General features: G+C 71.5%; 21 protein-coding genes and 1 pseudogene. 16 read left to right on the forward strand and 6 right to left on the reverse strand.

The features are described from left to right. The first annotated feature begins 12 nt into the window (after positions 1–12). From QOL88_RS34880 to QOL88_RS34890, 3 genes are all read left to right on the forward strand, one after another. Entirely contained in the window at positions 13–417 is a 405-nt protein-coding gene (locus tag QOL88_RS34880) for a hypothetical protein (protein WP_097222215.1), read from the forward strand. A 768-nt stretch (positions 418–1185) separates the two neighbouring features. Beyond that, a complete protein-coding gene (panD, locus tag QOL88_RS34885; protein ID WP_097222217.1) occupies positions 1186–1605 on the forward strand; it encodes an aspartate 1-decarboxylase in 420 nt (139 codons plus the stop codon). A 51-nt stretch (positions 1606–1656) separates the two neighbouring features. Continuing rightward, positions 1657–2001, forward strand: coding sequence for a GNAT family N-acetyltransferase (locus QOL88_RS34890; protein ID WP_097222218.1), 345 nt, complete (start codon positions 1657–1659; stop codon positions 1999–2001). A gap of 538 nt (positions 2002–2539) precedes the next feature. Here QOL88_RS34890 and gnd read toward each other — a convergent pair. After that, positions 2540–3979 (reverse strand): NADP-dependent phosphogluconate dehydrogenase, encoded by a 1440-nt coding sequence (gene gnd, locus QOL88_RS34895; RefSeq protein ID WP_097222219.1) that lies wholly within the window; start codon positions 3977–3979, stop codon positions 2540–2542. Between the two features lie 350 nt (positions 3980–4329). On the opposite strand from gnd, the gene QOL88_RS34900 reads away from it, so the two are divergent. Next, positions 4330–5565 (forward strand): transglycosylase family protein, encoded by a 1236-nt coding sequence (locus QOL88_RS34900; protein ID WP_097222220.1) that lies wholly within the window; start codon positions 4330–4332, stop codon positions 5563–5565. 774 nt (positions 5566–6339) lie between these two features. Here the strand turns inward: QOL88_RS34900 and QOL88_RS39035 are convergent. Beyond that, a pseudogene (locus QOL88_RS39035) lies at positions 6340–7159 on the reverse strand (DMT family transporter); the annotation flags it as partial. A 228-nt stretch (positions 7160–7387) separates the two neighbouring features. Between QOL88_RS39035 and QOL88_RS34910 the strand changes: the two are divergent. From QOL88_RS34910 to QOL88_RS34935, 6 genes are all read left to right on the forward strand, one after another. Then, a complete protein-coding gene (locus tag QOL88_RS34910) occupies positions 7388–8125 on the forward strand; it encodes a (2Fe-2S)-binding protein (protein ID WP_097223321.1) in 738 nt (245 codons plus the stop codon). A 39-nt stretch (positions 8126–8164) separates the two neighbouring features. Then, positions 8165–9316, forward strand: a complete 1152-nt coding sequence (glgA, locus tag QOL88_RS34915; protein ID WP_097222222.1) for a glycogen synthase — start codon at positions 8165–8167, stop codon at positions 9314–9316. 51 nt (positions 9317–9367) lie between these two features. Beyond that, the gene (gene glgC, locus QOL88_RS34920) at positions 9368–10588 is read left to right on the forward strand and encodes a glucose-1-phosphate adenylyltransferase (protein WP_097222223.1); all 1221 of its coding nucleotides are present in this window, start codon (positions 9368–9370) and stop codon (positions 10586–10588) included. 100 nt (positions 10589–10688) lie between these two features. Next, entirely contained in the window at positions 10689–13307 is a 2619-nt protein-coding gene (locus tag QOL88_RS34925; protein ID WP_097222224.1) for a PA14 domain-containing protein, read from the forward strand. A 144-nt stretch (positions 13308–13451) separates the two neighbouring features. Continuing rightward, positions 13452–14795: a wax ester/triacylglycerol synthase family O-acyltransferase gene (locus QOL88_RS34930; protein WP_097222225.1), complete on the forward strand. Its 1344-nt coding sequence runs from the start codon at positions 13452–13454 to the stop codon at positions 14793–14795. A gap of 104 nt (positions 14796–14899) precedes the next feature. After that, complete coding sequence (locus QOL88_RS34935; protein ID WP_097222226.1) at positions 14900–16402, forward strand: SDR family NAD(P)-dependent oxidoreductase; 1503 nt, start codon at positions 14900–14902, stop codon at positions 16400–16402. Positions 16403–16485: 83 nt separating this feature from the next. Here the strand turns inward: QOL88_RS34935 and QOL88_RS34940 are convergent, their stop codons facing one another. After that, complete coding sequence (locus QOL88_RS34940; protein ID WP_097222227.1) at positions 16486–16935, reverse strand: hypothetical protein; 450 nt, start codon at positions 16933–16935, stop codon at positions 16486–16488. A gap of 456 nt (positions 16936–17391) precedes the next feature. Here QOL88_RS34940 and QOL88_RS34945 point away from each other — a divergent pair, with 456 nt between their 5' ends. Both QOL88_RS34945 and QOL88_RS34950 read left to right on the forward strand, forming a co-directional pair. Next, on the forward strand, positions 17392–17565 hold the full coding sequence (locus QOL88_RS34945) for a hypothetical protein (protein WP_167526749.1): 174 nt from the start codon (positions 17392–17394) through the stop codon (positions 17563–17565). Between the two features lie 56 nt (positions 17566–17621). Further along, entirely contained in the window at positions 17622–18104 is a 483-nt protein-coding gene (locus QOL88_RS34950; RefSeq protein WP_097222228.1) for a GNAT family N-acetyltransferase, read from the forward strand. A 15-nt stretch (positions 18105–18119) separates the two neighbouring features. On the opposite strand, the gene QOL88_RS34955 is transcribed toward QOL88_RS34950, so the two are convergent. Further along, positions 18120–18539: a VOC family protein gene (locus QOL88_RS34955; RefSeq protein WP_097222229.1), complete on the reverse strand. Its 420-nt coding sequence runs from the start codon at positions 18537–18539 to the stop codon at positions 18120–18122. 204 nt (positions 18540–18743) lie between these two features. Then, positions 18744–20087 (reverse strand): amidase, encoded by a 1344-nt coding sequence (locus tag QOL88_RS34960; protein WP_097222230.1) that lies wholly within the window; start codon positions 20085–20087, stop codon positions 18744–18746. A gap of 481 nt (positions 20088–20568) precedes the next feature. On the opposite strand from QOL88_RS34960, the gene QOL88_RS34965 reads away from it, so the two are divergent. Continuing rightward, the gene (locus QOL88_RS34965; protein ID WP_097222231.1) at positions 20569–21042 is read left to right on the forward strand and encodes a carboxymuconolactone decarboxylase family protein; all 474 of its coding nucleotides are present in this window, start codon (positions 20569–20571) and stop codon (positions 21040–21042) included. Positions 21043–21070: 28 nt separating this feature from the next. Here the strand turns inward: QOL88_RS34965 and QOL88_RS34970 are convergent, their stop codons facing one another. Then, complete coding sequence (locus QOL88_RS34970) at positions 21071–21775, reverse strand: FadR/GntR family transcriptional regulator (protein WP_031107763.1); 705 nt, start codon at positions 21773–21775, stop codon at positions 21071–21073. A gap of 167 nt (positions 21776–21942) precedes the next feature. On the opposite strand from QOL88_RS34970, the gene QOL88_RS34975 reads away from it, so the two are divergent. From QOL88_RS34975 to QOL88_RS34985, 3 genes are read left to right on the forward strand one after another with little or no spacing between them, the layout of a single operon-like run. After that, entirely contained in the window at positions 21943–23016 is a 1074-nt protein-coding gene (locus QOL88_RS34975) for a sugar ABC transporter substrate-binding protein (protein WP_097222232.1), read from the forward strand. Continuing rightward, a complete protein-coding gene (locus tag QOL88_RS34980; protein WP_097222233.1) occupies positions 23013–24503 on the forward strand; it encodes a sugar ABC transporter ATP-binding protein in 1491 nt (496 codons plus the stop codon). The genes QOL88_RS34975 and QOL88_RS34980 overlap by 4 nt, the downstream gene beginning before the upstream one ends. Further along, a complete protein-coding gene (locus QOL88_RS34985; RefSeq protein ID WP_097222234.1) occupies positions 24496–25521 on the forward strand; it encodes an ABC transporter permease in 1026 nt (341 codons plus the stop codon). Before QOL88_RS34980 ends, QOL88_RS34985 begins: the two co-directional genes overlap by 8 nt. The last annotated feature ends 15 nt before the right edge of the window (positions 25522–25536 follow it).

Here is a 25536-nt window from a genome sequence, read left to right on the forward strand (position 1 = left end):
ACGAATGAATGGATGATTGTGTCGAGTCGTGGCGAGCAGGCAGTGCAGGCGCTGAGCAGGTTCGGAGAACTCGCATGGTTCAAATTGCCCACGGAATTCAATGCTGCATATGGCTACCCTCAGGTACCCTACATGGGGTGGCGCTACGCGTCCCCGGAAGAAGGGGTGGCGCAGCTCATTGAAGCTTCCGTAAAGGCACTGCCGACGCAAGTCGACTGGGAAATCGACAGAACGCGCAGAAACTGGGTGCTGGTCCCGACGCGGGTCCTACGTGAGGCGCACGGGCTCGCGGACCCCAGCTTCAGAGACGTTGTTCACTCTATCAACGTTCAAGATCAAGATTTTTGCCTCAAAGCGCAGTCTGACTTCGAACTCATCATCCAGCATCTGCTGCAGGTGCACATCTCGAAAGGCTGAGGCAGTAAGCTTTCCCAGCCTCATTTTGGGCTGGTCAGTTGCAGGGACAGCACCGCTCGGGGTGAGGTCGTGTCTGTGCGGGAAGCCGCCACTACTTGCAGAGCCTTGCGCCCGAAGACGCGCTGTCCCCAAAACCGGACACCATGCGCTACGAGTGGGATGCGGAAGACCGCCTCATTGGGATGACGACACCGGACGGCACGCGCTGGCGCTATCAGGTACGGCCCTCTTGGTGCCGCACGGCGAGACTTCGCCTGGCGGAAGACGGCGAAACGGCTCACGGCGCTGTTGTCCCGCTCTGCGTCCACGGTCAGACGGACCCTGCCCTCGGCGAGTGACGGTGTCGGTGACGCACAGGCCTCCGGACGTCAAGAGGTCGTCCATGGTGAGCAGCCCATACAGGAAGGAAGCGAGAGGGTCGGCGGGCTTTCGCGGGGGCTGTCGGCCTCTGGCTCGACGTTGTTGAACTCGGCGATGTGCATGACCGCCATGCTGTGCCCAGCCCCTCGTGTGCCTGATATGGCGTCAGCTAGGTCAGCATCTGATCAGTATCAGTCCCTGCACATTCCGAGACGGTTGTCTGAGCAGGGGGCCTTGGCGACGGCGTCGCAGCAGCCCGGTTCGCGCGGAGACGCAGGCAGGAAGCCTCCACCCCGGAGTGAAGCGATGTTCCTCACAGTCATCGTCCCCGACGTATGCCGGTTGTAAAGTGAAGGCCGCCCTTGACCTGCACAAAGCAGGCAGGGAGCCGTCTTCCAGGAGTCCAAAGTGCTGCGTACTCTGTTCAAGTCCAAGATCCACCGAGCCACCGTCACCCAGGCCGACCTGCACTACGTGGGGTCCGTGACCATCGACGCCGACCTGCTCGACGCCGCCGATCTGCTGCCCGGTGAGCTCGTGCACATCGTCGACATCACCAACGGCGCCCGGCTGGAGACCTACGTCATCGAGGGCGAGCGCGGATCCGGCGTGATCGGGATCAACGGGGCCGCCGCCCATCTCGTCCACCCCGGCGATCTGGTGATCATCATCAGCTACGCCCAGGTGACGGACGCAGAGGCGCGGGCACTCACCCCCCGGGTCGTGCACGTGGACGGCGACAACCGGATCGTGGCCCTGGGCGCGGACCCGTCCGAGCCGGTGCCCGGTTCGGACCAGCAGCGCAGCCCGCAGGCCGTCGGGGCCTGACCGCGAACAGAGGGCGCGAACAGAGGGCGCGAACAGAGGAGGAGCGTGTCGATGAGCGACCCGGAGATCCGTGACGACCGGGCAGCGGGCCGGCTGGAGGCCGTGTCCGGCGGTGAAGTCGTCGGCCGCATCGAGTACTTCGTGCTCGAAAGCCCCGAGCGGGCGCTCGTGCCCGTCCACACGATCGTGGAGCCGGCCCACGAGGGCAAGGGCATCGCCGGTTCGCTCACGCGCGAGCTCTTCGCCCTCGCCGGCCGCGAGCACAGCGTGGTCGCCTCGCTCTGCCCCTACGTCACCCGGTGGATCGAACGTCACCCCGACGAGGCCTCGCCGGCCGACCAGGACCTGCTGGCGGCGGCGAAGGACTGGCTGAGGGCCCACCCCGGCCGCTTCTAACCGGCCTACCCCGGCCGCTTCTGAACCGGCCCGCGCCCCGAACCGGCCCACCCCCGCCACACGCCACCCCCGGCCCCCCTACCTCCACCTGGTCCCCTCCCGGTCCCGCCGGGGAGTGACTGCCGAGGCGGGGGCCGGGTAGGCGGGGGAAGTAGTCCAGAGCCGGAGTCGTCCCACTGGCTGGAGGACCTGATGACGAACCCGATTCCCGACCCCGTGCCGCCGGCGCCGACCCCTGGCCCGGATCCCCAGCGCCCGGAGCCGCACCCCGACCCGGTGCCGAACCCACAGCCCCCGCCGGGCCCGGAGCCGACCCCGCCCCCACCCGCGCCCACTCCACCGGCGCCCCCGGCCCCCGGCCCCGTGCCGGGCCCCGACCCGTCTCCGATCCCCCCGGGGCCGGATCCCGTCCCGAGCCCGGAGCCCGGACCACCCCTGTCCTGACCCCTGACGCCTGGTCCCGACCCGCACGCGAACGGGGCGGCGGATGGCATCCCGTGCCGTCCACCGCCCCGCTCACGTCCCTCGGCGGCAGTCCTTACGCGGAGGTCTCCGACCGGTCCCCGCCCCACAGCGTGTGGAACGACCCGTCACGGTCGACCCTGCGGTACGTGTGCGCACCGAAGTAGTCCCGCTGCCCCTGCGTCAGCGCCGCCGGCAGCCGCTCCGCGCGCAGGGCGTCGTAGTAGGCGAGAGCCGCGCCGAACCCGGGCGTCGGCACGCCCTGGCGGGTCGCGGCGACCAGCACCTCGCGCCAGTCGTCCTGGGCGTCCGCGATCTCCTGCGCGAACGTCGCGTCCGACAGCAGGCTCGGCAGGTCGGGCCGGGCGTCGTACGCGGCGCGGATCCGGTCCAGGAACGCCGCGCGGATGATGCAGCCGCCCCGCCACAGCGCGGACACCGCGCCGAGGTCGATGTCCCAGCCGTACTCACCACGGGCGGCGTCGATCTCGTGGAAGCCCTGCGTGTACGACACGATCTTCGACGCGTACAGCGCCTGCTCGACCCGGTCCGCGAACGCCCGGGCCTCCGCCTCGCTCAGCGGCTGCGCCTTCGGGCCGGCCAGCTCGCGCGAGGCGTCCCGCAGGGCCGCGTGGCCCGACAGGGAGCGCGCGAACACCGCCTCGGCGATGCCGGACACCGGCACGCCCAGGTCCAGCGCGATCTGCACGGTCCAGCGGCCGGTGCCCTTCTGCTCGGCCTGGTCGACCACCACGTCCACGAACGGCTTGCCCGTCTCCGCGTCCACGTGCGACAGCACCTCGGCCGTGATCTCGATCAGGTACGAGTCGAGACGGCCCCGGTTCCAGGTCCGGAAGATCTCGGCGATCTCGGCGGGGGAGTACCCGGCGACGTCCCGCAGCAGCTGGTACGCCTCACCGATCAGCTGCATGTCCGCGTACTCGATGCCGTTGTGCACCATCTTCACGAAGTGCCCGGCACCGTCCGGACCGACGTGGGACACGCACGGCGAGCCGTCGGCGGCCTTCGCCGAGATCTTCTCCAGCATCGGGCCGAGCGAGTCGTAGGACTCCTTCGGGCCGCCCGGCATGATGCTCGGGCCGTTCAGCGCGCCCTCCTCGCCGCCGGAGACGCCCATGCCGACGAAGTGGATGCCCTGCTCGCGCAGGTCGCGCTCCCGGCGCCGGGTGTCCGCGAAGTGCGCGTTGCCACCGTCGATGATCATGTCGCCGGGCTCCAGCAGCGGCGCGAACTCCTGGATCACCGCGTCCGTGGGCTCACCGGCCTTCACCATCACGATCAGGCGCCGCGGCCGCTCCAGCGCCGCCACGAAGTCCTTCGCGCTCTCGCACGCGACGAACTCCCCCTCGCCGCCGAACTCCTCCACCAAGGCGTGCATGCGCGCGGGCGTCCGGTTGTGCACCGCGACCGTGTAGCCGTTGCGGGCGAAGTTGCGGGCGAGGTTGCGGCCCATGACCGCGAGACCCGTGACGCCGATCTGCGCTGTACTGCTCATTCGGTTCGCTCCTAAAGACCTCGGTATCGGTGCTGCCGGTGGGGGTGCCCACGGGCGTCCCCCGTCGACCATCCTGACGTGCCGCTACCTCGTCCGCACGCGCGGGTCGCACGACGTGGCGCAGGCTGATACGGACGAGAGCCCCGTCGCACTCAGCCGACGTACGCGTCCCCGCGCACGGCGCACCCGCGCACCGTGTGCCGTCCACGGTGCGCCACCGTGGCGCACGTCGCGCAACAGGGGCCTCATACCGGCCATTTGGACTCCCGGGCGGCGAAAAGCCGTCTTGTTCTGGCCGGTTCGCTGCGCTTACTTTTGCCCCTCCAGACGCATGTCTAGGGGGGCTTTCGATGGCCGTACGCGGCCGGCACCGCCGGTATCAGCCGAACAGGATCAACCGCGCCTCACTCACCGTCACCGCGGGCGGCGCGGGCATGGCACTGCCGTTCATGGGCACCGGCGCCGCCCAGGCGGCGGACATGGACACCTGGAACAAGGTCGCCGCCTGCGAGTCCACCAGCAACTGGAGCATCAACTCCGGCAACGGCTTCTACGGCGGACTTCAGTTCACCCAGTCCACCTGGGAGGCCTACGGCGGCCGGGCCTACGCGGCCCGCGCGGACCTGGCGAGCAAGGACCAGCAGGTCGCCGTCGCGGAGAAGGTCCTCGACGGGCAGGGTCCGGGCGCCTGGCCGGTCTGCTCGGCACGGGCCGGACTGACCCGGGGCGGCGGCGAGCCCGACATCCGGCCGGCCGCCGAGCGCACGAAGCAGAAGGACACGAAGAAGAAGACCTCGATCGAGGACGTACGGCCGCAGTCCACGCCGCAGTCCCGGGCGGGCAAGGCCGAGGTGTACACCGTGGTCCACGGCGACACCCTCTCCGGCATCGCGGACGACCAGGATGTCCGGGGCGGCTGGCGGGGCCTGTACGCGGCCAACCGCTCGGCCATAGGGTCCGACCCCGACCTGATCGTGCCCGGCCAGCGTCTCGCGTTGCGCGGCGAGGGTGCCACGAAGACGCGGCCGGCGCACCGGCCGGCGCCGTCGGCGAAGCCCTCGACGAAGAAGCCGGTCCAGGACCGCGCCAAGGAGCGGCCGAAGGAGCGCTCCAAGGAGCGGCCGAAGGAGCGGTCCCACGACGAGGGCAAGGAGCGCGCCGGCCGGTCCACGGCCACCCGGCAGGGCCTCGTCGCCCCCGTCGGCGCCTCCCTCGGGACGCCCTACCGCAAGGCGGGCTCCTCCTGGTCGAAGGGCTACCACACCGGCATCGACTTCCCCGTGCCCACGGGCACGTCGGTCAAGTCGGTCGCGGCGGGCAGCGTCGTCAGCGCGGGATGGGGCGGCTCGTTCGGCTACCAGGTCGTGGTCCGGCACGCCGACGGGCGCTACAGCCAGTACGCCCACCTGTCGGCGATCTCCGTGCGGAACGGGCAGTCGGTGAGCGCCGGCCAGCGCATCGGCCGCTCGGGCTCCACCGGAAACAGCTCGGGCCCGCATCTGCACTTCGAGGTGCGGACGGGGCCCGGTTTCGGTTCGGACGTCGACCCGGTGGCGTACCTCCGGGCCGGCGGCGTCAGGATCTGACCCGCATGCGGTGCCGGTCGACCGTGGGCAGCGGGACGTACGGGATGCCGTAGAAGGGCACGTAGGAGAGCGGGCGTTCGTCGTCGGAGGCCGCCGCCACCGACGGCTCCCCGCTCTCGTACGAGGCATCCGCCACGGAAGCGACCACCGCTGCCGCCGCTGCAACGGCATCCGGCCCGGGCATGGGCGGCCCGGGCATGGGCACCGCGCCCGCCTTCTCGAGTTCGGGCGCGAGCACCGCGCCCGCTGCACCCGGCCCCGGCAGCACGCCCGTTGCGCCCGGCCCCGGCACCGCGGCCGAGGCGTCCGGAACCGGCACCCGTGCCGCGCCCGCTGAGTCCGACACCGGCACGAGCACCTCCGCCGCCGTCTCCTGCACGCCCCGGAGCACTGTCGCCTCCGACTCCGGTACCAGTACCGCAGGTGTCCCCGGCCCCGGCACGAGCACCGCCGCCGGCGTACCTGGCCCCGGCATGAGCACCGCTGCCGACGTACCCGGCCCCGGCATGAGCACCGCTGCCGACGTACCCGGCCCCGGCACGAGCACCGCCGACACCGCCCCCGCCCTCGGCCCCGCCGCGAGCACGTCCTCCACCATCAGGCGCCCACCGGCGGGCACGGCATCGGCTCCGCCGGCCACGGGCTCGGGGCGGCCGTCCACGCCCTCGGCGGTCCCGCCCACCCGTGCGGGCACCTCCGTGGAACCGGCGCCCACGGCCTCCGACACCTGCTCCGCCGCCGGCAGGCCCTCCGCGGCCGCGGGCTGCCCGTGCGTGAGCCGCTCGGTCGTCAGCAGGATCAGGCCGCCCGCGGCCACCACGCCGCAGCTCAGCGCGAGCGCCGTGCCCGTCGTGCCGTAGCGGAAGGTTTCTCCGAACATCGTGATGCCGACCGCGGCCGCCACCACCGGGTTCACGACCGTCAGTGTCGCCAGCGGGGCCGCGAGGCCGGCGCCCCGGTAGGAGGCCTGCGACAGCAGCATGCCGGCCGTGGCGAGGACGCCGATCACGGCGAGGGACGGCACGTCCGCCGCCGACACACCGCCGGTCCAGTCGACCGCGACGGTCTTGGTGAACACCGAGGACATGCCGAACGCGATACCGGAGGCGGTCGCCAGCAGCATGCTGCGGACCGCCGGGTGCCGGTGCGCGGCCCGGGCGGCGATCATCAACGCCACGACCACACCGGCCGTGACGACGGCGACGGCCACCCGCTCCACCGTGTCCAGGGACCGCGCGTCGGAGGCGGCGACCAGGGACAGCAGACCCGCGAGCCCGACCGTCGCCATGATCGCGCCCCGCCAGGCCGTGGCACCGGCCTTGCGCCCGACGAACAGCGCCGCCATGGGCAGGGCCACCACGATGGTCAGCGCGCCGAGCGGCTGCACCAGACTCAGCGGTCCGTAGGCCAGCGCCACCACGTGCAGCAGCCCACCGAGGCCGTTCAGCGCGACAGCCGCCCACCAGCCCGGCCGCCGCAGCGGCGCGTACTGCTCGCCGGAGGACTCCGCCACCCGCTCCTGCACGATCGCCCCGCCCGCGTAGGCGAACGCGGAGACGAGGGACAGCAGGACGGACAACGCGAGGGCGCTCATCGGCTGATCCTCTGCGTCAGGCGGGGGCGCTCGGCCCGGCACGGCGAAAGGTGGGCTTTCATGACCAACACCCTGCCGTGTCCAGGTCTTCCCGTCGTCGTCCCTGAGCACTCATTGGGTCCTACTGCCGATGGAGTACGAGGGGAGCCCCATCATCCCCAGGGTGGGCGAGTCCGGTCGGGGGCCACCGGGTCACATCCCTTAGGGGTCTTGGTACTACTGCTCTTCGTGGACCTCGACCCCGACCTTGCCGCGCTCCGCCCGCTCGCCGGCTTCTTCGTGCTGCGCACGGAAGGAGCATCGGCCGGGTCTCTTCCCACTCTCGCACAGGCCTACACCTCAGTGGCACCGGATGTATCGGTAAATCCGCTGATTTTTCGCGTGCGTAAGGTCGCGACCGCCCTGCGGGTCCCGGAATCGCGCGTCGCCGCGTCCGTCACCCACCAGGCACTCGCGGCCCGGCTCTGGTCGATCGCCCTCGGCTGTGCCGCGCTCTACGGCGGCGTCCCCGACCTCGACGCGCGGCTGCTGCGCTGGGACGCCGACGGCAGCGCCCCGGACGACCTGTGGCTCACGGACGTACGGCCCCTCCCGGGGGACGCCGCGGCCCTCGCGGACGTCGTCCTGCACGGCCACCTCGTCCCCCTGGCGGCGGCCCTGCGCGCCCACTACCGCCTCGCCCCGGGCCTGCTGCGGGGCAACGCCGCCTCCGCGCTGGCCGTCGCCGCCCGGGAACTGGACCGCTGGGCCCGGCGGCACGGCCGTACGGACGTCGCCGCCCGGGCCCGCACCCTGACCGCGGAACTCCTCGCCCACCCCCTGCTCACCGGCGCCGGGACCCTCGACGGCACCGCCTTGCGGCGTCGCAGCTGCTGCCTGTACTACCGGGTGCCCGGCGGGGGCGTCTGCGGCGACTGTTGCTTCACACGGCCGCCCCGCTCTTCCCCACGCGCCCCTTCTGGGTGACCATGAAAGGGAACGGCCGCTGAGAGCAGGGAGTTGCGGGTGCGAGTGGGACTGCTGACCCGGGAGTACCCGCCGGATGTCTACGGCGGTGCGGGCGTCCATGTGGAGTTCCTCGCCCGCGAGCTCAGACCGCTCGTCGACCTGGACGTGCACTGCTGGGGCGAGGGCCGCGCCGACGGCGTGCGGCGCCACCGCCCCTGGTCCGCGCTCGACGGCGCCAACGACGCGCTGCGCACCTTCTCCGTCGACCTCGCCATGGCCGCAGCCCTGGAGGGCCGCGAGCTGGTCCACTCCCACACCTGGTACGCCAACCTCGGCGGCCATCTCGCCAAGACGCTGTACGGCATCCCGCATGTGATGACCGCGCACTCCCTGGAGCCGCTGCGCCCCTGGAAGGCCGAGCAGCTCGGCGGTGGCTACGAACTGTCCAGCTGGGCCGAACGCAGCGCGATCGAGGCCGCCGACGCGGTGGTCGCCGTCTCCGGAGCCATGCGCGAGGACATCCTCGGCTGCTACCCGGCGCTGGACCCCGAGCGGGTCCACGTCGTGCACAACGGCATCGACACCACCCTCTACCGGCCCGACCGCGGCACGGACGCCCTGGAGCGGATCGGACTCGACCGCTCCCGCCCGTACGTGCTGTTCGTCGGGCGTATCACCCGGCAGAAGGGCGTGCCCCACCTGCTGCGCGCGGTACGGGACATCGACCCGGCCGCGCAGGTCGTGCTGTGTGCGGGGGCCCCGGACACGCCGGAGATCGACCAGGAGTTCCGCGAGCTGTTCGGGGAGCTGAGCGCGGTCCGCGACGGCGTGTTCTGGATCCCGAGGATGCTGCCGCGCCCGGAGGTGATCCAGCTCCTGACGCACGCCGCCCTGTTCGTCTGCCCCTCGGTGTACGAGCCGCTCGGCATCGTGAACCTGGAGGCGATGGCCTGCGGCACCCCCGTGGTGGCCTCGGCGGTCGGCGGCATCCCCGAGGTCGTGGACGACGGCACCACCGGGCTGCTGGTGCCGCCCGGTGACGATTTCGAGGCGGGTCTCGCCCGGGCCATGGACACGGTGCTGGATGATTCGGAGGCAGCCAGGCGGATGGGTGAGGCCGGGCGGGAGCGCGCGGTCGGCGAGTTCGGCTGGGACGCGGTGGCCCGGCGCACGGTCCGGCTCTACGAGGAGATCCTCAAACAGGCTTAACGCGTCCTGCCCGGGGGCAGGCATCGGGAAATCGGCGTGAGGGGAGCGGCCATGCGTGGTGGTGGTCCTTCGGTCCTGGGGATCGTGCTGGCGGGCGGCGAGGGCAAACGACTGATGCCCCTGACCGCCGACCGTGCCAAACCGGCGGTGACCTTCGGCGGCACGTACCGTCTGGTCGACTTCGTCCTGTCCAACCTCGTCAACGCGGGCGTCCTGCGCATCTGCGTCCTGACGCAGTACAAGTCGCACTCGCTGGACCGGCACATCACGACCACCTGGCGGATGTCCAACCTGCTGGGCAACTACGTGACGCCCGTGCCCGCCCAGCAGCGCCTCGGCCCGCGCTGGTACCTGGGCAGCGCCGACGCGATCCTGCAGTCGCTGAACCTGATCTACGACGAGCGCCCCGAGTACGTCGCCGTCTTCGGCGCCGACCACGTCTACCGCATGGACCCGCGCCAGATGCTCGACCAGCACATCGAGAGCGGCGCGGGCGTGACGGTCGCCGGGATCCGGGTGCCGCGCACCGAGTCCTCGTCCTTCGGGGTGATCACACCGGGCTCGGACGGCCAGACGGTGGAGCGTTTCCTGGAGAAGCCGTCGGCCCCGCCCGGGCTGACGGACGATCCCAACTCCATCTTCGCCTCGATGGGCAACTACATCTTCACCACCAAGGCCCTCATCGAGGCGCTGAAGCGGGACGCGGAGGACGAGTCCTCCGTGCACGACATGGGCGGCTCGATCCTGCCCCAGCTCACCGACCGGGGCGAGGCCGCGCTGTACGACTTCAGCGCCAACCACGTGCCCGGCGAGACCACCCGCGACCAGGGCTACTGGCGGGACGTCGGCACGCTGGACGCCTACTACGAGGCCCACATGGACCTGATCGCCGAGCGCCCCGCCTTCAACCTGTACAACCGCAGCTGGCCCATCTACACGCACTCGTACCAGCTCTCACCGGCCCGCTTCAACGCCGGCGGCATCGCCAGCGAGTCGATCATCAGCGCCGGCTGCCTGGTGCGCGGGCAGGTCACGCGGTCCGTGCTGTCGCCGGGTGTGCTCGTCGACCCGGGGGCCGTGGTGCAGGGCTCGGTCCTGCACGACAACGTGCACATCGGCCGGGGCGCGGTGGTGCGCGGCGCCGTTCTCGACAAGAACGTCGAGGTGCCGCCGGGCGCGACCATCGGCGTCAACCCGGAGCGGGACGCGGAGCTGTACACGATGTCCAAGGCCGGGGTCATCGCCCTCGGGAAGGGGCAGTTGGTCACCTGACGTAGGGCGGCCCCGGGACTTTGTCCTGCCTCTGGACGAAGAGCGGAATCCATGTTGTCATGCCACCTCCTGTACATGACAACGTTGGCATGGAGGTTCCGTGCGTCCCCGACGCCTCAGAAGCCGCCTCGCGTTACTGCTCTCCGCGCTCCTCGCCCTCACCGGCCTGGCCGCCGCACCCGCCCTGGCGGACGACCCGGCCGAGATCCACGGCCTCAAGGGCGAGTACTACACCCAGTCCGCACCCGGCGCGTTCGACTTCCACACCCTCAAGGCGACCACGTTCGACCAGGACCTCGACTTCGACAACCTGGAGCCGCGCCTGAACTTCACCACCGGACGCTCCGACGACGTCAGCGTCCGCTGGACCGGCAGGATCGTCCCGGAGACGACCGGCTCCCACACCTTCTCGATCACCGGCGACAACGGCTTCCGCCTCTGGATCGACGGACGGCTCGTCATCGACCACTGGGTCGACGACTGGGACCGCGAGCAGACGTCCCAGCCCGTCGACCTGACCGCCGGCCGCGCCCACGACATCAAGGTCGAGTACTTCGAGCACTACGGCGGCTCCAACCTGCACCTGCGCTGGACCCGGCCGGGCGCCGCCAAGGAACCCGTACCGCAGTCGGCGTTCCGCCTCCCGGACGGCTTCGACTACGACGGAGCCCTCGCGGCCACCGTCCAGGCCACCGGCCGCACCCTGAAGCTCGACTTCGCCCAGCCCCTCGCCGCACCCCCGGCGGGCCTCACCGACCACCTCGACGCCGTGATCGGCGGCGCGGCGTGGCCCCTGGGCGCGGCCCGGGTCGACCCGTCCGATCCCACCTCGCTCCTCGTCGCGCTCGACGAGCCGGTCGTCGGCAACAAGACCGGCACGGCCCGCGGCACGGCAGACCTCCGCTACGACGGCGAGGGCGGTCTCACCGACACCGAAGGCAACGTTGTCAAGGCCTTCTGGACCAGCGGCCCCAACCACTCGACGCACCAGCTGCGCACCCGCTGGGCCGACGAGGTGGGCCCGGGCAACGCCCACCCCGAGTACCCGCGTCCGCAGCTGACCCGGGGCGCCTGGCAGGGTCTCAACGGCCGGTGGCAGTTCGCCGCCGCCGAGCCGGGCGAGCAGCCGCCTGTCGGTAAGACGCTGAAGGAGCGCATCCTCGTCCCGTACCCGGTGGAGTCGCAGCTCTCCGGCATCGAACGGCACGAGGACCGCATGTGGTACCGCCGCACCTTCACGGTCCCGGCCGGCTGGCACATCGGCTCCGGCAAGCGGCTCAAGCTCAACTTCGGCGCCGTCGACTGGCGCTCCGAGGTCTACGTCAACGGCACGAAGGTCGCCGCGCACGAGGGCGGCTACGACAAGTTCGCCGCCGACATCACCGACGCGCTGAAGCCCGGCCGCACCCAGGAACTGATCGTCGGCGTGTACGACCCGACCGACGCGGCGTCCGGCGAGAACCCGCCGCTCGGCAAGCAGCGCCTGGACCCCAGCGGCATCTGGTACACCCCGTCCTCCGGCATCTGGCAGACGGTCTGGATGGAGCCGGTGGCCCGCGACCACGTGGACTCCCTCAAGCTCACTCCGGACGTGGCCCGCGAGAAGCTGACCGTGGAGGCCCGGGGCGTCCGGGACGGCGTACCGATCACGGCGACGGCGTACGACGGCCGGCGCAAGGTGGCCACGGCGAGCGGCCGCACCGGCCGGCCGCTGACCCTGACCGTCCACGACCCGCGCCTGTGGTCGCCTGACGATCCCTTCCTCTACCGCCTGGAGGTGAAGGCCGGCGCCGACCGGGTCGGCAGCTACTTCGGGATGCGCTCGATCGCCGTCGAGAAGATCGACGGCGTGCCGCGTACGGTCCTCAACGGCAAGCCGGTCTTCATGATGGCCACCCTCGACCAGGGTTTCTGGCCCGACGGCCTGCACACCGCGCCCACCGACGAGGCCCTCGCCTACGACCTGAAGGCGCACAAGCGGCTCGGCTTCAACTCCGTCCGCAAGCACATCAAGGTCGAGCCGGACCGCTGGTTCTACTGGGCCGACCGGCTCGGGCTGCTGGTGTGGCAGGACATGCCCGCGATGACGGCCGGGGTGAACCCGAGCGCCGCCTCCCGTGCCCGCTACGAGCGCGAGATGAAGGAGATGATCGACGAGCACGTCAGCAGCCCGTCGGTCGTCATGTGGGTGACCTTCAACGAGGGCTGGGGCCAGTACGACGTGGGCCGGGTCGCCGAACAGGCCAAGGCCTGGGACCCGACCCGGCTGGTCAACAACCAGTCCGGGCTGAACCTCGGTGCCGACGGCGGCACCGGCGACCTCATGGACGAGCACGGCTACCCCAGCCCCGCCCTGCCGCCCCGGCCGGACGGCGAGCGTGCCCTGGTCAGCGGCGAGTACGGCGGCCTGGGCCTCGCGGTGCCCGGCCACGCCTGGTCGGTGCAGCAGTCCTACGTCGACGTCGACCCCGCCACCTACACCGAGGACTATCTGACGAAGCTGGACGAGGTCCGGGCGCTGGTCTGCGAGGGGAGCAACGGGGCCGTGTACACCCAGATCACGGACGTCGAGGGTGAGCTCAACGGCTTCCTCACCTATGACCGCGCGGTGCTGAAACCCGACACGGTGAAGCTGAGGGCGGCGCACGAGGCGTTGATCCGTGACGCCTCCCGGGTGACTCCCACGGGGTGCCCGGCGGCGCAACCTGTGTTGAACTGACCGCAGATGCACCATAAGTCCCGCCCCTTTCGCCGGGGCGGGACTTAATCTGATGTTAACTGTACGTAGCGTGATCGTACTTGACCGTAATCGATTGGGAGCGGTTGACTGCTGACCCACCCGTCGTCGACGCGAGGCAAGGCCTTGACTGCTGATCTGCTCGCTCCTCTCGACCTGGCGTTCTGGAACATCGAGTCCGCCGAACACCCGATGCACCTCGGCGCGCTCGGGATCTTCTCGGCCCACTCGCCCGCCGCGGGCGCCCACGCGGCGGACCTGCTCGCGGCCCGGGCCGCCGGTGTCCCCGGACTGCGGATGCGCATCCGCGACGTGTGGCAGCCGCTGCCCTCGGCCCTGCGCCGCCCGCTCGCCTTCGGCGGTGCCGCCCGCGAGGCGGACGCGGACTTCGACCCCCTGAACCATGTGCGGCTGCACGCGCCGACCGCCGACTTCCACACGGTCGCGGGCCGTCTCATGGAGCGCCCCCTGGAGCGCGACCGGCCGCCCTGGGAGGCCCACGTCCTGCCCGGCGAGGACGGAGTCTGCTTCGCCGTCCTGTTCAAGTTCCACCACGCCCTCGCCGACGGGCTGCGGGCGCTGACCCTCGCCGCGGGCGTCATGGACCCGATGGACATGCCCGCCCCCCGGCCCCGCCCCGCCGAGGCCCCCCGCCCTCTGGTGCCGGACGTGCGGGACCTGCCCGGGATGGTGCGCGGCGCCCTGTCCGACATGAGCCGCGCCCTGGACATCGGCGCCTCCGTCGCCCGCTCCTCCCTCGACGTGCGCTCCACCCCCGCGCTCACCTGCGAGCCGAGCGGCACCCGCCGCACCGCCGGAGTGGTGCTCGACCTCGACGACGTGCACCGCGTCCGCAAGACCGTCGGCGGCACCGTCAACGACGTCCTCATCGCGGTCGTCGCGGGCGCCCTGCGCCGCTGGCTCGACGAGCGCGGCGACGGCAGCGAGGGCGTCGCGCCCCGCGCCCTGATCCCCGTCTCCAAGCGTCGCCCGCGCACCGCGTACCCGCAGGGCAACCGGCTCTCCGGGTACTTGATGCGGCTTCCGGTGGACGACCCGGACCCGCTGGCCCGACTGGCCTCGGTCCGGGACGCGATGGACCGCAACAAGGACGCCGGCCCCAACCGGGGCGCGGGCGCCGTCGCCCTGCTCGCCGACCACGTCCCCGCCTTCGCCCACCGGCTCGGCGGCCCTCTGGTCGGCCAGGCGGCCCGGCTCTGGTTCGACCTCCTGGTGACCAGCGTGCCCCTGCCCAGCCTGGGCCTGAAGCTCGGCGGACACCCGCTCACCGCCGTCTTCCCCTTCGCCCCGCTGGCCCCCGGCCACTCCCTGGCCGTCGCGGTCTCGACGTACCGGGGGAGCGTCCACTACGGCCTCGTCGCCGACGGCGAGGCGGTCCCCGACCTCGACCTGTTCGCCACGGCCGTCTCCCAGGAGGTGGCGACGCTGATCAAGGCCTGCCGGTCGTGATCAAGGCGACTTTGGCGGTGCGGCCCGACCCTCCGTAGAATTCGCCCTTCGAATGCGGGCGCGACCGGCGCGCCGCGACGGCAGAGCAGGGAACGACAGCGGCGATGACGGTGACAGAGGACGGCCCGCAGGCCATGGACGGGGCCGGCGGGCTCTCGTACGGACCCGGCATCGACCCGGAGCGCCTGGCCGTCTGCCTCGGCGTGCTCGAGGAACTCGACAAGCTGGACGTCGACCACCCGGACGCCATCGCCGTGCGCCGGGCCACCGCGGGCATCTACCGCACGGTCAAGCAGCGCCGCCGCCAGGAGCGCCGGGCCGCCAAGACCGCCCACGACAAGGCGGTCACGGAGGCCACGGCGACCGGCTCCGCCCAGCGCATCGACGACGAGACCGAGGGTCTGCTGCCGTCGTCGAACACCGACGAGGGCAGGATCGCGGGGATACTCCAGCGCCCGCGCTCCTGCTACACCTGCAAGGCCCGGTACGTGGAAGTCGACTACTTCTACCACCAGCTCTGTCCGGACTGTGCCCGCGTGAACCGCGAGAAGCGCGACGTCCGCGCCGACCTCACCGGCAAACGCGCCCTGCTCACCGGCGGCCGGGCCAAGATCGGCATGTACATCGCGCTCCGGCTGCTCCGCGACGGCGCGCACACCACGATCACCACCCGCTTCCCCAAGGACGCCATCCGCCGCTTCAAGGCCATGGACGACTCCGCGGACTGGATGCACCGCCTGGAGGTCGTCGGCATCGACCTGCGCGACCCCGCCCAGGCCGTGGCCCTCGCCGACCAGGTCGCCGACGCGGGACCGCTCGACATCCTCGTCAACAACGCGACCCAGACCGTGCGGCGCCTGCCCTCCGCCTACGCCGCGCTGGTCGAGGGCGAGAGCGCCCCGCTGCCCGCCGGCGAGCTGCCCGCACACCACGTCATCGGTGCCTTCAACTCCGGCGCGGTCGACGGCATCGCGGCGCTGCCCCTCGGCACCAGCGGCCTCGACGCCCAGAAGGTCGCCGACCTCGCCCTCGTCGCGGGCAACGCCAGCGTCGAACGGCACCTGGACGGCACGGCGATCGACGCGGGCGGCCTCGTGCCCGACGTGGTCGACTCCAACACCTGGGTGCAGACGATCGAGCAGATCTCGCCCGTGGAGCTGCTGGAGACGCAGCTGTGCAACTACACGGCGCCGTTCATCCTGATCAGCAAGCTGCGGCCGGCCATGGCCGAGGCCGCGAAGAAGGCGGAGAGCGGCCGCGCGTACGTCGTCAACGTCTCCGCGATGGAGGGCGTCTTCGGCCGCGGGTACAAGGGCGCGGGACACCCGAACACCAACGCCGCCAAGGCCGCGATGAACATGGTGACGCGGACCAGCGCGCAGGAGATGTTCCAGGCCGACGGCATCCTGATGACCTCGGTGGACACGGGCTGGATCACGGACGAGCGGCCGCACTACGACAAGCTGCGGCTCGCCGAGGCCGGGTTCCACGCCCCGCTCGACCTGGTCGACGGTGCGGCCCGGGTCTACGACCCGATCGTACGGGGCGAGGCGGGCGAGGACCTGTACGGCGTCTTCATGAAGGACTACGCGCCGGGCAAGTGGTAGGCGGGGCCGGCTCCCCGCGCCCCTGAGTCGGTCATGCCCCCCGGGGTGACCGGAGCGGGGCGCATCAGTCCGGTGACGGCTCGTCAGTCCACCGCTCCGAGGCGGGAGTTGCGTGCCGCCAGCAGTTCCAGGACGGTGCGCCAGTCCTCCAGGGCCCCGGCGTCGAAACCGGCTGTGCGGCCCTCCTCGGTCGCCTGGCGGAGGGTGAGGAGATCGTCGTCGGCCGGGGCGTCCCGGCGGGGACAGCGGCGTACCAGGCGGGAGACCCGCTCACCGAGCAGGGCGCGCACCGCGTCGGCCGCCTGGTCCGCGCGCCCGGCGGGATCGCCGGGCCACAGCAGCCCGCCGACGGGCTGCACCAGGCCCGCGACTTGGAGCTCCTTGTCCGCCGGACGGCCGCGGCGCAGCAGCGCCGCGGTCCGCAGCGCATGGTCGTGCGGGTCGACCGGCGGGCGGGCGCGGACCGGGACGTCCCGGGTGCCCCGGCAGGCGTACAGCAGATCCATCAGCTCCTCGACGCTGCGCAGCTCCATGCGTCAGTCCTCCCGCGAGACAGCCGTTGCGTACGGCAGCAGAGCATGGCGAGCTTGCTACTCGGCCAACGCCGCTTGAACTGCGCAACCGTCTGGAAAGCGCTGCCGCCGACGTACGCCGTTCGAGTGATTTGCAAAAAGGTCCCTATGCGTACAAATCCGTACGTAAACACGAGTGAAACGGCAGATGACGCGTGATTGTTACCGGCTGTTTTCAGCCCCATCGAGCGGGGCTCCGCTCATCTGGTTAGTCTGATCCGGACGGACAGCAGCACGGGTCCTACCCACACCCACGGTCCGTCATGGGACCAGCCGGTTCACCACGGCCTGCTCTCCCGTGAGTCGACCGGCGCCACCGCGTCCGAACTGCTTTTGACATAGAGGCCCGAGCGGGCGTCAGGCGCAGCAGGACCGGCGCGTACGTCCCGAGGGTGACCGACACATAAGGAGTGCGCGGTGACACCGGAGAAGACGAATCGCGATCAACGCCCCAAGGAACGCGGCGAGCGCGCCGGCCGACGGGCCGACGAGCTCGGCAGCCTCGACGTGTGGGCCCGTTCGGCCCCGATCCGCCTCGCGGGCTACGAGGACGACCTCGCAGAGCCCCACATCCTGCCCAGCGTCGACTGACCCGGGGCGGACCCCTCCGCGACCTCCGAGCGCATGGCCGTGCCAGACTCACGGCCATGCTGATCAGGGAAGCAACGGCTGACGACTGGCCTCGCATCTGGCCGTTCTGGCATCGCATCGTCGCCGCGGGCGAGACCTACGCATGGGACCCGGGCACCTCCGAGGAGGAGGCCCGGGTCCTGTGGATGAACCCGGCGAAACGCGTCTACGTCGTCGAGGACGACAGTGGAGCCGTCGTCGCCTCCGCCTACCTCACCCCCAACTACGGTGGCCCCGCCGCCCGCATCGCCAACGCCGGTTTCATGGTCGGCCCCGGCCAGGGCGGCCGCGGCTACGGCCGTGCCCTCGCCGAGCACCTCCTGACCGAAGCCAGGTCCGCCGGCTACCGGGGCATGGTGTTCAACGCCGTCGTCGAGACCAACCCGGCTGTGAAGCTGTGGACCTCCCTCGGCTTCACGATCCTCGGCACGGTGCCCGACGCGTTCGAGCATCCCCGGGACGGACTGGTGGGGCTGCACATCATGTACCGGGCGCTCTGAAGGCCCGGGCTGCCGTCAGGGACGGACGTACGGCCGGGTCATGATCTCCATGTTGTGACCGTCCGGATCGTCGAAGTAGGCGCCCCGCCCGCCGAAGAGGTCGTTGACGCGGCCGGGTTCGGTGTGGCGGGGGTCGGCGTAGTAGGTGACGCCGAGTGCCTCCAGGCGGCCGATCATGCCGTCGAACCGCTCGTCGGGCACGAGGAACGCGTAGTGCTGCGACTGGATCGGCTCGTCGGTCATCTCGTAGTAGTCGAGGGTCACGCCGTTGCCCAGGTCGACGGGCAGGAACGGGCCGAAGGGGGCGCCGACCCTCAGACCCAGGACGGCCGCCAGGAACTCCGCCGACAGTCGGCGGTCGGAGGCGTAGACGGCGGTGTGGTCGAGGTGGGCGACGGTGGCCGGGAGTTCAGGCGTGTGCGTTGCGTGGGACATGAGTGAGTTCGTCTCCGGGTCTCGGATCCATGGTGATGCGCCGCAGCGGCGCGGAGTGGGGGATACGGAGACGAGAGGCGGGGCTCGTGCCCTCTCCGGCTCTCGGACGGGCTGTGGCGGGGTGCCCCCCGCCGCGCTCACGCCGAGGCCGGGCGCCTCACTCGTGCATGGCCTACGGCCGACCCGGCAGTCACCCGGCCGACCCTAGTTCATCGGTGCCGTACGCCGCCACGGGATTCGTTCCTCCAACTGCTCGGCCAGGGCCAGGAGTCGGGACTCCGTGCCGGGGCGTCCCACCAGCTGCACGGCACAGGGGGCGCCGGAGGGCAGGGTGCCGCAGGGGACCGACAGGGCGGGCCAGCCGGTCAGGTTCCACGGGGGCGTCAGGGGCGAGTAGTTCGTGTTGGCCAGGACGTTGCTCAGCCAGCCCCGCTCGTGCCAGGGCCCGGCCTTGGGGGAGCGGCGGGCGAGCGCGGGCGTCAGCAGCACGTCGTACTCGGCGAAGAACGGCTCCAGCCGCCGGCGCAGCCGCTCCCGGCCGGCCCCGGAGCGTGCCGTGCCCAGGAAGGGCCGGCCGAGTGCGGCATGGACCCGGGTGCGGCGCGTCAGCAGGCGCCGGTCGAGGCGCTGGGCGTCCGCGGCCGTGCCCGCCGTCCAGTGGGCCAGCGAGGTCGTGGCGAGCGACATCGGATAGGGCGGGTCGGCACGCCGGACCTGATGGCCCGCCTTCATCAGCGCCCCGGCCGCCTCCCGGGTGGCCGCCGCGTACGGCCGGCTGATGGTGACCCCGGCCAGCGGGCTGCGCAGCGACACCGCTACCCGCAGGGCGCCGGGCTCGGACCTGACTTCGGGTCCGGTGCCGGCGAGGACCGAGAGCATCATGCGGGCGTCCTCGACGGTCGTGGCGAGCGGCCCGTTCTCCGACATGCCGAACCAGTCGCTGTCCCCGACGCCGGCCGGGACCACCCCGTGCCCCGGCTTGATGGTGACGAGGCCGCAGTTGGCGGCCGGTATGCGCAGCGAGCCCATGCCGTCGTTGCCGAGGGCGATCGGCACCATCCCGGCGGCGACCGCGGCGGCACTGCCGCCCGACGAACCGCCCGCCGAGCGCGTCGGGTCCCAGGGGTTGCGGGCGGTGCCCAGCACGCCGTCCGTCGTGCCGAAGACGCACAGTTCGGGCACGCTCGTCAGCCCCACGACCACCGCGCCCGCCGCCCGCAGCCGGGCCACCGTCACATGGTCCTCCGTGGCCGGTGTGTCCGGCGTCGCGGCCGAGCCGACCCGGGTGGACTCGCCGCGCACCGCGAGGTTGTCCTTGACGGCCACGGGCACCCCCGCGAGGGGCAGCTCGGCGAACTCGCCGCGCTCGGCCACCTCCTCGGCCTCGGTGAGCGCCGCCTCGGCGCGCACCGTGCGGAAGGCCCCCACACGGCCGTCGAGGCGCTCGATCCGGTCGAGGTGCTCGGCGACCACCTCGCGAGGAGTGACCCGCTTCTCGCGGACGGCGGCGGATATCTCGGCGGCGGTGCGGCCGGCCCAACTGGTCACAGAGACTCCTCGGCGGGAAGAGGGACGGGCTTGACGGTCATCTCATCTGGTGCGTCTGCGGTAGCGGATGAGGGTGCGGGCGATGCCGGCGCGTTCGATGGCCCGATGGTGGCAGCCGCGTTGGAACAGTTCCCGCAACTCGTCCGGCACCAGTCTCTCTCAGTCGACCTGGTCGTGGTGCAGGTACCGGTCCAGCACCTCGGCAGGCCCTGAAGAACGTCGAGGACCTGGTAGAGGGTCAGGCCGGTGCGCGGACTTTTGTGCAGCCTGAAGTCCCGGCCTGCCGAGGACGACCTGGACCTCGCCTGCGACGCCGGAGGCGCGCGGCGGGCGGAACGCGGTGCGGCTGCGCCCGTTCGAGCCGGCGTCGCTGCGGCTGCGCGGGGGCGATAGTGACGCGGGTCACATCTGTCGATGTCACATCGTGGTGAGCCGCTGGCTCATAGGGGTGTACGCACCGACAACGGCAGAGGAGCTCACCATGAGCGCACGACTGGACATCTTCGGCAGCCCGAGCGGGAGCAAGCTCGTCAAGCAGTTCACCTCCGTGGGGCGGCTGGTGGTGGAGTCACCGCTGCCGGCCGCCACCCGGGAACTGGTCTCGCTGCGGGTGAGCCAGATCAACGGATGCGCGGTCTGCATCGACATGCACACCAAGGAGGCCACCGCCGCGGGCGAGAGCGCCGTGCGGCTCCATCTGGTCGCGGCGTGGCGGGAGGCGACAGTCTTCACCGACGCCGAGCGCGCAGCGCTGGAGCTGGCCGAGCAGGGGACCCGGATCGCGGACGGCGCCGGCGGGGTGCCGGACGAGGTGTGGGAGCGGGCCGCCAAGCACTACGACGAGGAAGAGCTCATGGCGCTGGTGACCCTGATCGCCTTCATGAACACCGCGAACCGGCTGAACGTCCTGCTGGAGCAGCCGGCGGGCGACTACCAGGCCGGTCAGTTCAAGTAGCCGCGAAGCACCGGGCCCTGGGACCGTCCTAGGGCCCGAGCTGCGCCCGCAGCCACTGCTCCACCTCGCCCACGTGCGCGGCCGCCGCCGCGCGGGCCGCCTCCGGGTCACGGGCCGCCAGGGCGCGGTGGATCGCCGCGTGCTCGCGGCGGGTGCGGGCGAAGGCGCCCTCCTCCTGGTAGCCGCGCCAGACGCGGGCGCGGAAGGTCCGTGACGACAGGCCCTCCAGGATCGCGGCCATCGTCTCGTTGCCCGCGGCCGCCGCGATCTCCCGGTGGAAGGCCAGGTCGTGGGCGAGGATCTCCTCCGGATCGTCCGTGGCGTTCATCGCCGCCAGGTGCTTCTCCACCTCGGCCAGCTGGTCCGGGGTGATCCGGGCGGCGGCCAGCGCCGTCGCCGTCGACTCCAGGATCCGCCGGATCTCCAGCAGTTCCACCAGTTGCGGGCCGCGCGACAGGTCCGCGACGACACCGAAGGTCTCCAGCAGGTCGCCGGCCTCCAGCTGCGTGACGTAGATGCCCGAGCCGTGCCGGGCCTCCAGCACGCCCAGCACCGTGAGCGCGCGGATCGCCTCCCGCATCGAGCTGCGGGAGATGCCGAGCTGGACGGCCAGATCGCGTTCGGTGGGCAAGCGCTGACCCGGCTCCAGCCGGCCCTCGCCGATCATCGCCTTGATCCGCTCGATGGCGCGCTGCGTCACGGTGCCCTTCTGCGGGGCTGTCTCGTCGTCCACGCCACTCCTCCGATCACAGCGCTCCGGCGCAGTCTAACCAGCCAGGTGGTCGGACCACTACGAGGTGAAAGCGGGGAAATCCGCCGCCGAAGGGTGTTCCGGCGGGGGAGTGGTCTGATAAGTATGCGGGCATCTGCTGGAACACCGGTCGATGGGAGCCCCCTGAGATGCCCGGAAGCACAGTGCGGAAGCGGAACACGTCCCGGATGCTCGGCGCGGTGGCCCTGGCCGCCGGAGCGTCCCTGGTGCTCGCCGCGTGCGGCAGCACCAAGGACACCGGAGCCTCCGGGGCCGAAGGCGGTGACGGCACCGGCAAGGTCGGGGTGGTGCTGCCCCTGCTGACCTCGCCGTTCTGGCAGTCGTACAACGACTACGTGCCCAAGATGGCGAAGTCCGAGGGCGTGGACGCGATGAAGACCGTCAACTCCAACAGCGACCCCTCGCAGCAGATCACCGACATCAACAACCAGCTCAACCAGGGCGTCAAGGGCCTCGTCGTCGCCCCGCTGGACAGCGCCGCCATCGAGGCCGGCCTCGACCAGGCCGAACGCAAGGGCGTGCCGGTCGTCGCGGTGGACGTGGCACCCGACAAGGGCAAGGTCGCCATGGTGGTCCGGGCGAACAACGTCGCGTACGGCGAGAAGGCGTGCCAGTACCTCGGCGAGCACATCACCTCCGGCAAGGTCGTGCAGATCATGGGCGACCTCGCCTCGGTCAACGGCCGCGACCGCTCCGAGGCGTTCCGCGCCTGCGCGAAGAAGAACTTCCCGAAGCTGAAGGTCCTGGAGATCCCCGCCAAGTGGGAGTCCGACACGGCGGCCTCCAAGCTCGACACCCTCCTCAACGCCAACCCCGACATCAAGGGCATCTACCTGCAGGCGGGCGGCGTGTACCTCGCGCCCACTCTCCAGACCCTCAAGTCCAAGGGGATGCTGAAAAAGGCCGGGCAGTCGGGCCACATCGCCATCGTCTCCAACGACGGCATCCCGCAGGAGTTCGACGCGATCCGCAAGGGCGAGATCGACGCCACCGTCTCCCAGCCCGCCGACGCCTACGCCAAGTACGGCATGTACTACATCAAGGCGGCGATGCGGGGGAAGCAGTTCAAGCCGGGCCCGACGGACCACGACTCGACCATCGTCAAGCTGCCCAGCGGCATCCTGGAGGACCAGCTGCCCGCCCCGCTGGTCACCAAGGACAACGTCGACGACCCCGAGCTGTGGGGCAACACGGTCGAATGAGCAGCCCACTTGTCGAGGCACGGGGCGTCGTCAAGCGCTACGGCCCCACCACCGCCCTCGCCGACGGCCGGCTCACCGTCCTGCCCGGCGAGTCCCACGCCCTGGTCGGCCGCAACGGCGCGGGCAAGTCGACCCTCGTCCGCATCCTCACCGGGCTCCAGGCCCCCGACGAGGGCACCGTCCACTTCGACGGGGAGCCCGCGCCCCCGCTCTCCGACCGGGACGCCTGGCGCCGCAAGGTCGCCTGCGTCTACCAGCATCCGACGGTCGTCCCCGAACTGACCGTCGCCGAGAACCTGTTCATCAACCGGCAGCCCCTGAGGAAGGGCTTCATCAGCTGGCGCCGCCTCACCTCCGAAGCGGCCGCGCTCCTCGACACCTGGGACGTGCGCGTCGACCCCGAGGCCCGCACCGCCGACCTCAAGGTCGAGGACCGGCAGATGGTGGAGATCGCCCGGGCGCTGTCCTTCGGCGCCCGCTTCATCGTCCTCGACGAACCCACCGCCCAGCTCGACAACCGGGAGATCGAGCGCCTCTTCACCCGCATGCGGGCCCTCCAGGAGTCGGGCGTCACCTTCCTGTTCATCTCGCACCATCTCCAGGAGGTGTACGAGGTCTGCCAGACCGTCACGGTCCTGCGCGACGCCCGCTGGATCACCACCGCGCCGGTCGCCGACCTCCCGCGCCGGGCGCTGGTGGAGGCCATGGCGGGGGAGACGATCGCCGAGGCGGCCGAGCGGCAGCGGGCCGTCGAGGCCGCGGGCCCCGTCCTCCTCGACGTCCGCGGCCTGCGCTCGACGGCGTACGAGAACGTCGACCTCACCGTCCGACGCGGGGAGGTCGTCGGACTCGCCGGGTCCAGCGCCAGCGGCAAGATCGAGCTGGCCGAGACCTTCACGGGACTGCACACGCCCACCGGTGGGACGGCCCGGCTGGACGGCGCGCCGCTGCCCTTCGGCGATGTCCGCAAAGCCCTCGAAGCCGGAGTCGGCTTCGTGCCCCGCGACCGGCACGACCAAGGTCTCGTCTTCGGCATGTCCATCGGCGACAACGCCACCCTCAGCGTCCTGGACCGGCTCGGCCGCTTCGGCTTCGTCGGCACCGACCGCAGGCGCGGCGTCGCCACCGCGTTGATCGAACGGCTCGACATCCACGCCGAGGGCCCCGAGCAGCCCGTCTCGGACCTGTCGGGCGGCAACGCGCAGAAGGTCGTCATGGCCCGGGCCCTCGCCTCCGACCCGCGGCTCCTGGTCCTCGTCAACCCGACCGCGGGCGTCGACGTGAAGTCCAAGGAGTCCCTGCTCGCCCGCGTCGACAGTGCCCGCGAGGACGGCACCGCCGTGCTCGTCGTCTCCGACGAACTCGACGACCTCAGGCGCTGTGACCGGGTCCTCGTCCTCTTCCACGGCCGTGTCGTCGCCGAACACCGGGCGGGCTGGCGCGACCACGAGCTCATCGCCTCCATCGAAGGAGTGGACCATGGCTGACACCAAGGCCCCGCCGGTGAAGCCGGTGCTCGTGACCGGCACCGGGTCGGCGAGGACCGTGCTGCTGCGCCGTGCCCGCGAACTGGCCCTTGTACCGGCCCTGTTGCTGCTCATGGTGCTCGGAACGATCGTCAACGACTCGTTCCTCACCGAACGGAACCTGATCTCGATCCTCGGCGCCTCCGCCGCCCTCGCGATGGTCGTGCTCGCCGAGTCGCTCGTCCTCATCACCGGCAAGTTCGACCTGTCCCTGGAGTCGGTGGTCGGCATCGCGCCCGCCGTCGGAGCACTGCTCGTGCTGCCCGCCGCCCAGTCCGGCTGGGGCACCGAATTCCCCGCCGCCCTGGCCCTGCTCGCGGTCCTGGTCGCGGGCGCGGCCGTCGGCGCCTTCAACGGCGTCCTGGTCGTGAAGTTCAAGCTCAACGCGTTCATCGTGACGCTGGCGATGCTGATCGTGCTGCGCGGCCTGCTGGTCGGCGCGACCAAGGGCAAGACGCTGTTCGGCATGCCCGACAGCTTCTACTCGCTGGCCACCACCACCTTCCTCACCGTCCCGCTGTCGGTGTGGCTCGCCGCGATCGCCTTCGCCGTCGCCGGGCTCGTCCTGAAGTACCACCGGGTCGGACGCGCCCTGTACGCCATCGGCGGCAACGCGGACGCGGCACGGGCGGCGGGCATCCGCGTGGAGCGCGTCATGCTCGGCGTGTTCGTCGTCGCGGGCGTCCTCGCCGCGGTCGGCGGCATCATGCAGACCGGCTACGTCGGCGCGATCAGCGCCAACCAGGGCCAGAACATGATCTTCACGGTGTTCGCAGCCGCGGTGATCGGCGGCATCGCCCTCGACGGCGGCAAGGGCACCATGTTCGGCGCCCTGACCGGCGTACTCCTTCTGGGTGTCGTGCAGAACCTGCTCACCCTCGCGCAAGTTCCGTCGTTCTGGATCCAGGCCATCTACGGCGGGATCATCCTGGTCGCCCTCATGATCGCCCGGGTCACCACCGGCCGCGCCCAGGACTGACCCCCGCCCTTGTGC

It is taken from the genome of Streptomyces sp. Ag82_O1-12, from assembly GCF_900182715.1.
Classification (GTDB): Bacteria; Actinomycetota; Actinomycetes; order Streptomycetales; family Streptomycetaceae; genus Streptomyces; species Streptomyces massasporeus.

Coding starts and splice junctions, on each gene's coding strand:
- QOL88_RS34880 (WP_097222215.1), top strand. CDS start 13: ATGATTGTGTCGAGTCGTGGCGAGCAGGCAGTGCAGGCGCTGAGCAGG.
- QOL88_RS34890 (WP_097222218.1), top strand. CDS start 1,657: ATGAGCGACCCGGAGATCCGTGACGACCGGGCAGCGGGCCGGCTGGAG.
- QOL88_RS34950 (WP_097222228.1), top strand. CDS start 17,622: ATGCTGATCAGGGAAGCAACGGCTGACGACTGGCCTCGCATCTGGCCG.
- QOL88_RS34980 (WP_097222233.1), top strand. CDS start 23,013: ATGAGCAGCCCACTTGTCGAGGCACGGGGCGTCGTCAAGCGCTACGGC.
- QOL88_RS34975 (WP_097222232.1), top strand. CDS start 21,943: ATGCCCGGAAGCACAGTGCGGAAGCGGAACACGTCCCGGATGCTCGGC.
- glgC (WP_097222223.1), top strand. CDS start 9,368: ATGCGTGGTGGTGGTCCTTCGGTCCTGGGGATCGTGCTGGCGGGCGGC.
- QOL88_RS34985 (WP_097222234.1), top strand. CDS start 24,496: ATGGCTGACACCAAGGCCCCGCCGGTGAAGCCGGTGCTCGTGACCGGC.
- QOL88_RS34965 (WP_097222231.1), top strand. CDS start 20,569: ATGAGCGCACGACTGGACATCTTCGGCAGCCCGAGCGGGAGCAAGCTC.
- QOL88_RS34940 (WP_097222227.1), bottom strand. CDS start 16,935: ATGGAGCTGCGCAGCGTCGAGGAGCTGATGGATCTGCTGTACGCCTGC.
- QOL88_RS34935 (WP_097222226.1), top strand. CDS start 14,900: ATGACGGTGACAGAGGACGGCCCGCAGGCCATGGACGGGGCCGGCGGG.
- QOL88_RS34955 (WP_097222229.1), bottom strand. CDS start 18,539: ATGTCCCACGCAACGCACACGCCTGAACTCCCGGCCACCGTCGCCCAC.
- gnd (WP_097222219.1), bottom strand. CDS start 3,979: ATGAGCAGTACAGCGCAGATCGGCGTCACGGGTCTCGCGGTCATGGGC.
- QOL88_RS34900 (WP_097222220.1), top strand. CDS start 4,330: ATGGCCGTACGCGGCCGGCACCGCCGGTATCAGCCGAACAGGATCAAC.